Here is a 12072-nt window from a genome sequence, read left to right as displayed (position 1 = left end):
TCGCCAGGGCCAGGCCCCCCGGTCGATCACGCCAAGACTCCGTTTCTTGTTCAGGAACATTGCGCTTGAATGCAGTGTGGAAGACGGCGAATTCAGCTCGCCAGATCGGACGTTGCCCTGGGCAGGATCGCCCGGGCGGCGCCCAGAATTGAGGCGACTATACCATCCGTGTCGATCGTTTGTATAGATTCGCCATGGTTGTAGCCGTACGGCACGGTGAGCGATGCGCAACCGGCTGCACGGGCCGCCTGCGCATCGTTGCCCGAGTCGCCGACGAGCACCGCCTGCGACGGCGACACGCCGAAGGCTTCGCACGCCTTGATGAGCGGCATCGGGTCAGGCTTGCGCCTGGGCCATGAGTCGCCGCCGTAGACGAGATCGAAATGATCGGCGAGCGCGTAGTGCTCGAGCAGCGCCACGGCGAAGCGGTGCTGCTTGTTGGTGATGCAGGCCACGGGCAGCCCCGCCTCGCGCAGCGCTGCCAATCCCTCGCGCACTTCGGGATAGAGCACCGTGTTCTCGCCGTTGATCGACGTGTAGACGGCTTCGTATTTGTCCTGCGCACGCGCGAACAGGGACTCGATCTCGTTGTCGGGGAAGCGCTCGGCGAGCGTCTTGCGCACGAGGTTGGCCGTGCCCTTGCCCACGAAGGTCATCAGGCGCCCGGTCGGCACGGGGGCGGCCCCCAGGGCGGCCAGCATCGCGTTGAGCGCCACGCCGAAGTCGCCGGCGGTGTCGACGAGCGTGCCGTCCAGGTCGATCAGTACGGCACGAATCCCGTCGAGCCGGAGATGCGGATTCTGGATCATGCCACGCTCGCCAGTTGGGCGCGCATCTGATCGATCACCGCCTTGTAGTCGGGTTTGCCGAAGATGGCGGAGCCGGCCACGAACGTGTCGGCGCCTGCGGCGGCAATCTCGGCAATGTTGTCGACCTTCACGCCGCCGTCGATCTCCAGGCGGATCTCGCGGCCAGTCTCGGCGCGGTAGGCGTCGATGCGCGCGCGCACGGCACGCAGCTTGTTGAGCGCCTCGGGAATGAACGACTGGCCACCGAAACCCGGGTTGACCGACATGATCAGCACCATGTCCAGGCGGTCCATCACGTGGTCGAGGTAGTGCAGCGGCGTGCCCGGATTGAAGACGAGCCCGGCCTTGCAGCCGTTGTCGCGAATCAGGCCGAGCGTGCGGTCGATGTGGTCCGAGGCTTCGGGGTGGAACGTGATGAGGTTGGCGCCCGCCTTGGCAAAGTCCGGCACGATGCGGTCGACCGGGCGCACCATCAGGTGGACGTCGATGGGCACGTCCACGTGCGGACGAATCGCCTCGCAGACCATCGGGCCGATGGTCAGATTGGGAACGTAATGGTTGTCCATCACGTCGAAGTGAATCCAGTCGGCGCCGGCCGCCACGACGTTACGGACTTCCTCGCCAAGCCGGGCAAAGTCGGCGGACAGGATGCTGGGGGCGATACAGAATTGCGTCATGGCGGGGTGGGGCGATAGCGTCAAAAGCGCTATTTTAAAGCTTTCGCATGACGCCTGCCCGCAGTGCTCTCATCGGGAAGGTTCGCACCGGCTTCGTGTGACGAATCGGCACGGGGACTGGAGGTATTGAGGCGGCACGTCGGCTACAAGCGAGGTGGGCCCGGCACGAACCAGGCGCCTGCCGGGGCGGCATGGGCCCGGGATGTCCGCCGGTTGCGACCCGCGACGACTTGCCGCAGAATGCCTTGCAAAGCGCGATGACGCGCGCACGGTCGCGCGAAGCGCAATCGTCGCGACGCCGTGGGACCGACCGACGAAAGACCGACAGCCGGCGGCCCGACCGCCATGACCAGAACGCCATCAGAGAGCACGCATGCGCAACAGGAACACCCGATGAGCCAGTACGAATTTACCGTCACCGTGCGCCCGCAGTATCTTCCCGAACAATCGGAACCGGATCGGAGGCAGTTCGCCTTCGCATACACGATCACGATCGTGAATACGGGCGAAATGCCGGCACAGCTGATTTCGCGCCACTGGGTGATCACCGACGGCGACAACAAGGTGCAGGAAGTGAGCGGCCTGGGCGTGGTGGGGCATCAGCCGTTCCTCAAGCCCGGCGAGCAGTTCGAGTACACGAGCTGGGCCATGGTCGGCACGCCGGTCGGCACCATGCGAGGCGAGTACTTCTGCGTGGCCGAGGACGGCACGCGCTTCGAAGTCCCCATCGCCGAGTTCGCGCTCACCATGCCGCGCACGCTGCACTGAAATCGGGTATGAACGCAGGCACCGGGCGTCAGCGGCGGTCGTCGGACCAGTCTTCCCGCTTCAACGGATCGTCGGACGTGCGAGCGGCCGCGTCGGCATCGATGGGGTCGACGGTGTCGCTCGGCATGGGCTGGCTCGCCCGTGTCTGGTGCACCCGGCGGTGGGGCGACGGTCTGCGACGCATCACCACGATGGCCGCGATGATCACGACGGCAAGCAACACTTCCGGCAGTACCAGCAACGCCGGATATTCATCGAACAGATTACCCATGACGCTTTTCCTGAATGTGTTCGGGCGGTGGCGTGCCGGCCGGGGGCTGGCACTCGCCGCGTTGGCGGTATTGCTTTACGGTTGTTCGAGTGTGCCCCCGAAGGGCACCTATCGTCCAGGCACGCCACCATCGACCGTGGCCACGCCGCCCTCGGGCGCAGGCCGCATGCAACCCGTATCGTGGTCGCAGGTCGACGGCTGGCAGGATGATTCGCTCATCGGCGCCCGGCTCGCGCTCGCGCAAAGCTGCGTCAAGCTGAGCCGCCAGAGTCACTGGCAAATGGCCTGCCGGGCCTCCGAGCAGCTCGACGATCTCGATCCGGCAGCGGTCCGTCAATTCTTCGAACAGTACTTTACGCCGTTTCGTATCGCGAACTCCGATGGCACGCAGACGGGCCTGATTACCGGCTACTACGAGCCGTTGCTGCACGGCTCGCGGGTGCGGGGCGGCGTGTACCAGACCCCGCTCTACAAATGGCCGGCCGGCCGCCGAGCCGGATCGCTGCCCCCGCGGGCGGAGCTCATGCGCAGCGGCATGTTGCGCGGCAACGAACTGGTGTACGTGGACGACCCCATCGAAGCGTTCTTCCTGCAGGTGCAAGGCTCGGGGCAGGTGCTGCTCGACGACGGTACCGTCATGCGCGTGGGCTACGCGGGCAATAACGACCAGCCGTACAAGTCGATCGGGCGCTGGTTGATCGACCGCGGGGAGATCACGCCCGCGCAGGCGACGATGCAGGGCATTCGGGCGTGGGCGCGGGCCAACCCGTCGCGGGTGGACGCTCTGCTCGACGTGAATCCGCGCTTCGTGTTCTTCCGCGAGATGCCGAACCACGGCGTGGGCGGCATCGAAGGCCCGATCGGGGCGCTCGGGGTGCCGCTGACGGCGGAGCGCTCGATCGCGGTCGATCCGGCGTCGATCCCGCTGGGCAGTCCGGTGTTCCTCTCGACCACGCGCCCGCCTTTCGGGCCGCAGGCGAATGCGCCCATCAACCGGCTGATGTTCGCGCAGGATACGGGCAGCGCCATCAAGGGCGGCGTGCGCGCGGACTTCTTCTGGGGGCTGGGCGACGACGCCGGCGATCTCGCCGGGCGTATGCGCCAGAGCGGCAAGATGTGGGTGTTCCTGCCGAATCAGTGACGCCGCGCGATGCGCCGGATGCCGGTGGCATGGGCCGCAGCGTCCAGGACAACGAAAAAGCCCGCGGATTCGCGGGCTTTTTCGTCGTTACGGCGCCGTCAAGGCGAGGGAACGCGGCGACCCGCCGCGGCGCGGGGATGCCGCGCGGTCCGGCGGGTCGGAAGGGTCAGCGCGGGCGCTTGTCGAGCACGCGGCGCGCCTTGCCGACGGAGCGCTCGATGGCGCCGACCGGCTTCACGCGCACCGCACACGACACGCCGATGAGCGTCTTGATATCGCGCTTGAGCTCGCCGCCGGCCGATTGCAGCGCGCCGTCGTCGTTGCAGCCGACAGCGGCTTCGACTTCGACGGCCATCGTGTCCATCGGGCCTTCCTTGTCCAGGATGATCTGATAGTGCGGCGAGAGCACGGGCTGGCGCAGCAGCAGTTCCTCGATCTGCGACGGGAACACGTTCACGCCGCGGATGATCATCATGTCGTCCGAGCGGCCGGTGATCTTCTCCATGCGACGCATCGTGCGCGCGGTGCCCGGAAGCAGGCGCGTGAGATCGCGCGTGCGGTAGCGGATGATCGGCAGGGCCTCTTTCGTGAGCGAGGTGAAGACCAGCTCGCCGAATTCGCCGTCGGGCAGCACTTCGCCAGTCTCCGGATCGATGATCTCGGGATAGAAGTGATCTTCCCAGATGGTCGGGCCGTCCTTGGTCTCGGCGCATTCGCACGCGACACCCGGTCCCATCACTTCCGACAAACCATAAATGTCGACCGCGTCGATGCCCATGCGCTTCTCGATGGCCGTGCGCATGTCATTGGTCCACGGCTCGGCGCCGAAGATGCCGATGCGTAGCGACGACTCGGCCGCTACCACGCCCTGACGCTCGAGCTCGTCGGCGATCGCGAGCATGTAGCTCGGCGTGACCATGATGATGTCGGGCTTGAAGTCCTGGATCAGCTGGACCTGCTTCTCGGTCTGGCCGCCGCCGAACGGAATCACCGTCAGCCCGGCGCGCTCGGCGCCGTAATGCGCGCCCAGACCGCCGGTGAACAGGCCATAGCCATAGCTGACGTGCACCTTGTCGCCGCGACGGGCGCCGGACGCACGGATCGAACGCGCGACCAGGTCGGCCCAGGTGCTGATGTCGTTCGCGGTATAGCCCACGACCGTCGGTTTGCCCGTGGTGCCCGAGGACGCATGCACGCGCGAGACCTGCTCCATCGGCACGGCAAACATGCCGAACGGATAGCTGTCGCGCAGATCCTGCTTCGTCGTGAACGGGAACTTGGCCAGGTCGGCCAGCGTGGTCAGATCGTCCGGATGGACGCCGGCCTCGTCGAACTTGCGGCGGTACACCGGCGAGTTCTCATAGGCATGCCGCAGCGTCGTCTTCAGGCGGTCGAGCTGAAGGGCGCGCAGTTCGTCGAGGCTCGCTTTCTCGATCGGCTCGAGCGGCAAGGCGGTGGTCATGACTGTCTCCTTGGGACTTGCTACTTTCTACTACTACTCACTATGACGTGTGTGTCTCGTGCCTGCATGCCCGGACCCACGTACTGCCCGGGGCGCGTCAGACGACGTTGCCCTTGATCTGTGCGGACTTGCCGCGGAACATGGCGACCACTTCGCCGGCCGAATTCGTCAGCCGGATGTCGTAGATCCCGTGACGCCCCGAAAGCACCTGCTCCTGCGCCTCGGCGGTGAGGGTGTCGCCCCCGGCAACCGGCTTCAGGAATTCGATGCTGCAACCGGCGGCGACCGTGTTGATGTTGTAGCTGTTGCATGCGAACGCAAAGGTCGAATCCGCGAGCGTGAACATCAGGCCACCATGGCAGATGGCGTGGCCGTTGAGGAATTCGTCGCGAATGCGCATCGACATGCGCGCATAGCCCGGACGCACTTCCAGCAATTCCATGCCCAGCCACTGGCTGGCGCGATCGGTGCTGTACATCGCCTCGCCCGTGGCGCGGGCGAGCTCTTCCGGTGTCATCTCACTGGGTGCCTTGGCGGCGGAGGAGGTCAGGCTCATCGTGTCTCTCGTCTTGTTTTGGTATCGGTCTCTCGCGCGGCATGCGGTCCTGGCCGGGGCAAGCGCGCTGGGTGCGGGCGTCGGTCAGCGGCCCTCGAATTTCGGTGCGCGTTTCTCGAGAAACGCGTTCACGCCCTCGGCGTAGTCGTACGAGGCGCCCAGCGCCCGCTGCGAATCGCGCTCCAGGTCGAGCTGCTGATCGAGCGTGTTGGTCGCCGACGCGTAAAGCGCTGCCTTGATGGTGGCGAGCGCCCGCGTGGGTTGCGTCGCCAACTGGGCGGCAAGCTTCAGGGCTTCGGGCATCAGCGCATCGTCGTCGACACAGCGCCAGATCATGCCCCATTGCTCGGCTTGTTCGGCCGAGAGCTTGTCGCCGAGCATGGCGAGCCCCATGGCGCGCGCCATGCCCACGCGTTGCGGCAGGAACCAGGTGCCGCCGGTATCCGGCAGCAGGCCGATCTTCACGAACGCCTGCACGAAATTCACCGAGGCGCCGGCGAGCACGATGTCGCACGCGAGTGCCAGGTTCGCGCCCGCGCCCGCCGCAATGCCGTTCACGGCGGCAATCACCGGCACCGGCATCGCGCGCAGCTTGCGCACCAGCGGATTGAAGTTCTCGTCGATCAGCGCACCGAGATCGGTCGAGGCGCCCGGGGTGAAGTCGAGATCCGCCAGATCCTGGCCGGCGCAGAAGCCGCGTCCGGCGCCGGTCAGCACGATCGCGCGCGCGCCTTGCGCCTGCGCGGCGTCCAGCGCGTCGCGCAATTCCGCATGCATCTGGCGCGTGAAGCTGTTGAGCTTCTCTGGACGGTTGAGCGTGATCGTCGCAACGTTGGCCTGCAGCGAGAGCTGAATCGTGGCGGTCATGAGTGTCTTCCTCCGGGTGTCTCTTGTCTTGGCGAAGCGCCGTGAGCGATCAGACGCGTTCGATGGCGATGGCGATGCCCTGGCCCACGCCGATGCACATCGTGCACAGCGCATAACGGCCGCCGGTGCGATGCAATTGATACATCGCGGTCGTGACCAGACGCGCGCCCGAGGCGCCCAGCGGATGGCCCAGTGCGATCGCGCCGCCGTTCGGATTTACGCGGGTGTCGTCGTCGGCCACGCCGAGCTGACGCAGCACGGCCAGACCCTGGCTGGCAAAGGCTTCGTTCAGCTCGATCACGTCGAACTGGTCCAGCGTCATGTTCAGTTGCTTGAGCAGCTTGACCGTGGCCGGGGCGGGGCCGATACCCATGATGCGTGGCGCCACGCCGGCCGTGGCCATGCCCAGCACGCGCGCGCGCGGCGTGAGGCCGTGCAGCCTGGCGGCACTCTCGCTCGCGAGCAGCAACGCGCACGCGCCGTCGTTCACGCCCGAGGCGTTGCCCGCGGTCACGGTGCCATCGGGACGCACCACGCCCTTGAGCTTGGCCAACGCCTCCAGGCTCGTGGCGCGCGGGTGCTCGTCACGCTCCACCACGATCGGGTCACCCTTCTTCTGGGCGATCGACACCGGCGTGATTTCCTGCGCCAGCGTGCCGTCGGCCTGCGCGCGCGCCGCTTTCTCCTGGCTGCGCAGCGCGAAGCGGTCCTGGTCTTCGCGATTGATCTTGAAGTCGTCGGCCACGTTCTCCGCCGTCTCGGGCATGGAGTCCACGCCGTACTGCGCCTTCATCAGCGGGTTGATGAAGCGCCAGCCGATGGTGGTGTCGAAAATCGCCGCCTGACGCGCGAAGGCGCTGTCGGCCTTGCCCATCACGAACGGTGCGCGAGTCATCGATTCGACGCCGCCGGCAATCATCAGTCCGGCTTCGCCGGCCTTGATGGCGCGCGCGGCAGTGCCGATGGCATCCATGCCCGAGCCGCACAGGCGGTTGAGCGTGGCGCCCGGCACGTCGATCGGCAGCTCGGCGAGCAGCGACGCCATGCGGGCCACGTTGCGGTTGTCTTCGCCCGCCTGGTTGGCGCAGCCGTAGATCACGTCATCGATGAGCGTCCAGTCGACGTTCGGATTGCGCGCCATGAGCGCCTTGAGCGGAATGGCGCCGAGGTTGTCGGCGCGCACGTCCTTCAGGGCGCCGCCGTAGCGGCCGATGGGGGTGCGGATCGCGTCGCAGATGAAGGCTTCGGTCATGATGTCTCGTTCCTGTCCTTGGTGATCGGGAGACGGCCCCGGTGCCGGTCGGTGGCGATCGATCGTGCCCCGTCGGCGGCGAGTGACTATGGTAGTGACTTACCGCCGCGTTGGCGCACGACGCCGGGTTTTCTCTCCGTCCCTTCTATATAGATGAGTGTCGCGTCGCTCAGGCGCTCGCTTCGGCGGAGCGGGCCGGCACGTGGTGACGGCTTTGCACGACGCGGAATCGGTTCGCCACGAAGGCGGCGTCCGCCAGGCTCGCGTTCGCGGCCGGGTTGCCGCCCGTGCCGTGATAGTCCGAGAAGGCGGCCGACTGGTTCACGAACACACCGCCCGTGAGGTTCAGCGACAGCGCCACGCGGCCCTCGATGGCGGCGTCGAGCGCCTGGGCCTCGCCCTCGGCCGACGTCGTGTAGGCCGAAAGCGTGAGCGCGCCGTGTTCGGCGGCGATGCGTCCGGCCAGCGCGAAGGCCTGTGCGCTGCTGTCGACGGCAATCACGAAGGCGATCGGGCCGAACCACTCACGCGTGAAGGTCGCCTCGTCGGCCACGTCGAGGGCCACGATCAGCGGCGTGCGAACGCGGGCGTCGGCGAAAGCCGGGTGCTGCAGCGACTGGCTGTCGAGGACCACGCGACCGAGACCGCGGGCTTCCTCGACGCGTGCGAGCACGCCTTCGTTCTGGACCGCGCCGAGCAGCTCCACGGCCTTGGACGGGTCGCTGCACGTCTTCTGGACGCTACCCGCGATGGCAGCCACGACCTCGTCGAACGAGACATTGCCGTCCGGGGTCTGGATGCCGTCGCGTGGAATGTAGATGTTCTGCGGCGCGGTGCACATCTGGCCCGAGTACAGCGCCAGCGAGAAGCCGATGTTGCGGGCCATGCCCTTGAGGTCGTCCGTCGAGTCGATCACGATCTGGTTCACGCCGGCCTTCTCGGTATAGACCTGTGCCTGACGGGCATGCGTCTCGAGCCAGTCGCCGTTGGCGGTGCTGCCGGTGAAGTCGATCACGCGCACTTCGCCGCGCTGGGCGAGTTGCTGGACGATCGCGCCGTCGTTCGGGTTGGTCGCGGCGAGCGTGACCACATCCGGATCGAAGCCGGCTTCCTCGAGCACCTCGCGAGCGATCTTCACCGTGATGGCCAGCGGCAGGATCGCACCCGGGTGCGGCTTGACGATCACGGCATTGCCGGTCGCCAGGCTGGCGAACAGGCCGGGATAGCCATTCCACGTGGGGAACGTGCAGCATCCGAGGACCAGTGCCACGCCGCGCGGCACCACCGTGTAGCGCTTTTCCATGGCGAGCGGCGGGTTCTTGCCCTGCGGCTTCTCCCAGTAGGCGTCGGTCGGAATGCGGCGCAGTTCGTCCCAGGCGTAGGCCACGGCTTCGAGGCCACGGTCCTGGGCGTGCGGGCCGCCTGCCTGGAACGCCATCATGAAGGCCTGGCCCGTGGTATGCATGACGGCGTTGGCCATCTCGAAGCTGCGGGCATTCAGGCGCTTGAGGATTTCGAGCGAAACCCCGACCCAGGCGTCCGGCGTGGCGGCGCGGTATGACTTGTGCGCGTCGCTCACGCGGGCGAGCAGGGTGTCGACCTCGAAACCGGGATAGGTCGTGCCCAGGGCGAAACCGAACGGCGAGGCTTCCTGGCCGACGCGTCCCGTGCTGCCGCGCTGATCAAGCGGGAAGGCAGCGTTCAGATACTGCTTGAAGGCGGCTTCGCCGTCGGCGGCCGCCGTTTCGCCATACGCGCGCGGGCTCGGCATTTCCGTGAACGGGCTCCAGTAACCACGCGTGGCGATGGCCTGAAGGGCGCGCTCGAGAGTCTCTTGGTGTTTGGCGAAGAGGGGATGGGTCATGGTGGTGGATCTGTCCGTGTCGGGATGCGGCTGGCGGATTCGCTACCCGCCGGCGGGCACGTTCGTGCGGGCGCGCGGCAGGACGCAGGTGACGGCACCCGGTCGTCGTCGACACGCATTGTCGACATTAATTAACCGACCGGTTGGTTTGTTAATATAGCATCAAATCTGCCGGGCGTGGCATGCGATGACGCCGGGTTTTCCCCGACGGCGGGACGGTCTCCGCGCCCGTCGTCGGGCGTGAAGGCCGGAAGTCTGCTTGGCGGAACGGCAGGTGCGTGCCCGGGGGATCGATGGCATCATGCCCTGAACCCAGGTTTGCAGTGATGTGCCGTTACCTACCCCCGAAACACAAGACAAGACTTTGACTGGAGGAAGAAGAGGATGACGTACGAGAACATTCTGGTGGAGACGCGCGGTCGCGTCGGTCTGATCACGCTGAATCGTCCGAAAGCGCTCAACGCGCTCAACGACGCGCTGATGGATGAACTTGGCGCCGCGCTGACCGCCTTCGATGCCGACGACGCCATTGGATGCATGGTGATCACCGGCAGCGAAAAGGCGTTCGCCGCGGGTGCCGACATCGGCATGATGTCGAAGTACACCTTCGCCGACGTGTTCAAGGGCGATTACATCACGCGCAACTGGGAGACGGTGCGTCGCATCCGCAAGCCGGTGATTGCGGCGGTGTCGGGCTTCGCGCTCGGCGGCGGCTGCGAACTGGCCATGATGTGCGATTTCATCATCGCGGCGGACACCGCGAAGTTCGGCCAGCCGGAGATCAAGCTGGGCGTGATTCCGGGCGCGGGCGGCACGCAGCGTCTTACGCGCGCCGTGTCGAAGGCCAAGGCGATGGACATGTGCCTGACCGCCCGTTTCATGGATGCCACGGAGGCTGAACGCGCCGGTCTCGTTTCGCGCGTGGTCCCGTTCGACAAGCTGCTCGACGAGGCAATCGGCGCGGCGAACACCATCTGCGAATTCTCCCTGCCGGTCGTGATGGCGGCCAAGGAGGCCGTGAACCGTGCATTCGAATCGACCCTCGACGAGGGGGTGCAGTTCGAGCGTCGTATCTTCCATTCGCTGTTCGCGCTGGAGGATCAGAAAGAGGGCATGGCGGCATTCGTCGAGAAACGCAAGCCTGTTTTCAAGCATCGCTGACGGTGTTGTGAAAAACGGTGACGACCTCCTTTACGGGGGGCGTCCTTGTGGTAGGCTGCCGGTTTTTTCAGCAAGGGACGGAACGATGTCGACCAAACGACGTACATTGGCGCTGGCGCTCATAGTGGCTTCAGGGCTGCTGTTGAGTGCCTGCGGGAAAAAGGAAGAATCGGCCGCGGGCCGCTCGGTGGGGCCGGACGGCGCGCAACCCGTGTATGTCGTCGGTTCGGACGCCGCCTATGCGCCGTTCGAATTCGAAACGGATACCCGGCAGATCGCCGGCTTCGACATCGATGTGATGAAGGCCGTCGCCGACAAGGCCGGCATTTCCATTCGCTTCATCAACACGCCTTTCGAGGGAATCTTCAATTCGCTGGTGCAGGGCGATCGGGACATTCTGATATCGGCGATCACGATCACCGACGAGCGCAGCAAGCAGATGGACTTTTCGAAGCCGTATTTCGAAGCGTCGCAGTTGATTGCTGTGCCGGCCGGCTCGACGGTAACGAAGTTCGACGATCTCAAGTCGCTGAAGGTGGGTGTGCAGACGGCGACCACGGGCGACGAGGTGGTGCAGAAGCTCATGGGCAAGAACAACCCCGCCGTCAAACGCTTCGAAGGCACGCCGCTGGCGATGAAGGAACTCGAGGCAGGGGGCGTGGATGCCGTCGTGGCCGACAATGGTGTGGTGGTGAACTTCATTTCCAATAATCCGGGCGCGAAGCTGCGTACGGTCTCCGACAGCAGCTTCCCGAAGGAGTATTACGGGATTGCAGTGCGTAAGGGCGACGCCGAATTGCTGGCCAAGATCAACAAGGGCATCGACGCGATCAGGGCCGACGGCACGTACGACACCATCTACGCGCGGTACTTCGGCAAGAAGCCGTGATGGGCGGTGTTCTGTTCAACAAGAGCATCGGTCCCGGTGGGTGAAGATGCCTGATGAAAAAGCCCCGTCCCGGCGGGGCTTTTTCATGGCTTTTCAAAATATTTTCACAAAGGGCTTGCCAGGGTTCGGGGTTTTCACTAATATCTCGTCTCTCGCAACGACGGCGACGCAGCGCAAGCGGCGAAGCGGTTGGGGCGACGGGCTGGAAAGCCCGGTGGTTGGTGGTTTTCGAGCAGGCGAGTCGCTACGGCGGCGAGCGAAGAAAGCGAAAAAAACTGTTGACGACGACGAGAAGCTGCGACATAATCTCACTTCTCTGCTGCTGATGCAGCGACGCAGAAAACGAAGCGACGGC

Annotated in this window: 13 protein-coding genes; 5 read left to right on the top strand and 8 right to left on the bottom strand. The window is 65.6% G+C overall.

Annotated elements, in window-relative coordinates; translation table 11 throughout:
• Nucleotides 1-92: 92 nt before the first annotated feature.
• Together PMO31116_RS19465 and rpe are read right to left on the bottom strand one after the other, a co-directional pair.
• The gene (locus PMO31116_RS19465; protein WP_150568135.1) at nt 93-809 is read right to left on the bottom strand and encodes a phosphoglycolate phosphatase; all 717 of its coding nucleotides are present in this window, start codon (nt 807-809) and stop codon (nt 93-95) included.
• Nucleotides 806-1486, bottom strand: a complete 681-nt coding sequence (gene rpe / locus PMO31116_RS19460) for a ribulose-phosphate 3-epimerase (RefSeq protein WP_023594033.1) — start codon at nt 1484-1486, stop codon at nt 806-808. The genes PMO31116_RS19465 and rpe overlap by 4 nt, the downstream gene beginning before the upstream one ends.
• Before the next feature lie 393 nt (nt 1487-1879).
• On the opposite strand from rpe, the gene apaG reads away from it, so the two are divergent.
• Entirely contained in the window at nt 1880-2254 is a 375-nt protein-coding gene (apaG, locus tag PMO31116_RS19455) for a Co2+/Mg2+ efflux protein ApaG (protein ID WP_150568134.1), read from the top strand.
• A 28-nt stretch (nt 2255-2282) separates the two neighbouring features.
• Here apaG and PMO31116_RS19450 read toward each other — a convergent pair whose 3' ends face one another.
• Nucleotides 2283-2525 (bottom strand): hypothetical protein, encoded by a 243-nt coding sequence (locus tag PMO31116_RS19450; protein WP_150568133.1) that lies wholly within the window; start codon nt 2523-2525, stop codon nt 2283-2285.
• Here PMO31116_RS19450 and mltA point away from each other — a divergent pair.
• Entirely contained in the window at nt 2524-3666 is a 1143-nt protein-coding gene (gene mltA / locus PMO31116_RS19445) for a murein transglycosylase A (protein ID WP_150568132.1), read from the top strand. The genes PMO31116_RS19450 and mltA overlap by 2 nt on opposite strands.
• Before the next feature lie 166 nt (nt 3667-3832).
• On the opposite strand, the gene paaK is transcribed toward mltA, so the two are convergent.
• The 5 genes from paaK to paaN all read right to left on the bottom strand — a co-directional run bounded on the left by paaK (nt 3833) and on the right by paaN (nt 9667).
• The gene (gene paaK / locus PMO31116_RS19440) at nt 3833-5128 is read right to left on the bottom strand and encodes a phenylacetate--CoA ligase PaaK (protein WP_150568131.1); all 1296 of its coding nucleotides are present in this window, start codon (nt 5126-5128) and stop codon (nt 3833-3835) included.
• 97 nt (nt 5129-5225) lie between these two features.
• Nucleotides 5226-5684: a hydroxyphenylacetyl-CoA thioesterase PaaI gene (gene paaI / locus PMO31116_RS19435; RefSeq protein WP_246185390.1), complete on the bottom strand. Its 459-nt coding sequence runs from the start codon at nt 5682-5684 to the stop codon at nt 5226-5228.
• Between the two features lie 84 nt (nt 5685-5768).
• Entirely contained in the window at nt 5769-6551 is a 783-nt protein-coding gene (gene paaG / locus PMO31116_RS19430; protein WP_150568130.1) for a 2-(1,2-epoxy-1,2-dihydrophenyl)acetyl-CoA isomerase PaaG, read from the bottom strand.
• Nucleotides 6552-6600: 49 nt separating this feature from the next.
• Nucleotides 6601-7803 carry a 3-oxoadipyl-CoA thiolase gene (gene pcaF, locus PMO31116_RS19425; protein WP_150568129.1) on the bottom strand — a complete coding sequence of 401 codons (1203 nt, stop codon included), beginning with the start codon at nt 7801-7803 and terminating at the stop codon, nt 6601-6603.
• A gap of 169 nt (nt 7804-7972) precedes the next feature.
• Nucleotides 7973-9667: a phenylacetic acid degradation protein PaaN gene (gene paaN, locus PMO31116_RS19420; protein ID WP_150568128.1), complete on the bottom strand. Its 1695-nt coding sequence runs from the start codon at nt 9665-9667 to the stop codon at nt 7973-7975.
• Between the two features lie 384 nt (nt 9668-10051).
• Between paaN and PMO31116_RS19415 the strand changes: the two genes are divergently transcribed.
• The 3 genes from PMO31116_RS19415 to PMO31116_RS19405 all read left to right on the top strand — a co-directional run.
• The gene (locus tag PMO31116_RS19415) at nt 10052-10828 is read left to right on the top strand and encodes an enoyl-CoA hydratase (RefSeq protein WP_150568127.1); all 777 of its coding nucleotides are present in this window, start codon (nt 10052-10054) and stop codon (nt 10826-10828) included.
• A gap of 85 nt (nt 10829-10913) precedes the next feature.
• Entirely contained in the window at nt 10914-11717 is an 804-nt protein-coding gene (locus tag PMO31116_RS19410) for a basic amino acid ABC transporter substrate-binding protein (protein WP_150568126.1), read from the top strand.
• Nucleotides 11718-11763: 46 nt separating this feature from the next.
• Nucleotides 11764-12072, top strand: a 309-nt coding sequence (locus PMO31116_RS19405) for a hypothetical protein (protein WP_150568125.1), incomplete at its 3' end; no start/stop codon positions are given.

The sequence above is a fragment of the Pandoraea morbifera genome (assembly GCF_902459575.1).
Taxonomy (GTDB): Bacteria; Pseudomonadota; Gammaproteobacteria; order Burkholderiales; family Burkholderiaceae; genus Pandoraea; species Pandoraea morbifera.
Note: the sequence above shows the minus strand (reverse complement) of the source record. Positions and strands in the feature narration are given on the sequence as shown.

Excerpts from the sequence above, each read along its gene's own strand:
- pcaF (WP_150568129.1), bottom strand. The coding sequence starts at position 7,803 with ATGACCGAAGCCTTCATCTGCGACGCGATCCGCACCCCCATCGGCCGC.
- paaG (WP_150568130.1), bottom strand. The coding sequence starts at position 6,551 with ATGACCGCCACGATTCAGCTCTCGCTGCAGGCCAACGTTGCGACGATC.
- paaI (WP_246185390.1), bottom strand. The coding sequence starts at position 5,684 with ATGAGCCTGACCTCCTCCGCCGCCAAGGCACCCAGTGAGATGACACCG.
- apaG (WP_150568134.1), top strand. The coding sequence starts at position 1,880 with ATGAGCCAGTACGAATTTACCGTCACCGTGCGCCCGCAGTATCTTCCC.
- PMO31116_RS19450 (WP_150568133.1), bottom strand. The coding sequence starts at position 2,525 with ATGGGTAATCTGTTCGATGAATATCCGGCGTTGCTGGTACTGCCGGAA.
- PMO31116_RS19465 (WP_150568135.1), bottom strand. The coding sequence starts at position 809 with ATGATCCAGAATCCGCATCTCCGGCTCGACGGGATTCGTGCCGTACTG.
- paaN (WP_150568128.1), bottom strand. The coding sequence starts at position 9,667 with ATGACCCATCCCCTCTTCGCCAAACACCAAGAGACTCTCGAGCGCGCC.
- rpe (WP_023594033.1), bottom strand. The coding sequence starts at position 1,486 with ATGACGCAATTCTGTATCGCCCCCAGCATCCTGTCCGCCGACTTTGCC.
- paaK (WP_150568131.1), bottom strand. The coding sequence starts at position 5,128 with ATGACCACCGCCTTGCCGCTCGAGCCGATCGAGAAAGCGAGCCTCGAC.
- PMO31116_RS19410 (WP_150568126.1), top strand. The coding sequence starts at position 10,914 with ATGTCGACCAAACGACGTACATTGGCGCTGGCGCTCATAGTGGCTTCA.
- mltA (WP_150568132.1), top strand. The coding sequence starts at position 2,524 with ATGACGCTTTTCCTGAATGTGTTCGGGCGGTGGCGTGCCGGCCGGGGG.
- PMO31116_RS19415 (WP_150568127.1), top strand. The coding sequence starts at position 10,052 with ATGACGTACGAGAACATTCTGGTGGAGACGCGCGGTCGCGTCGGTCTG.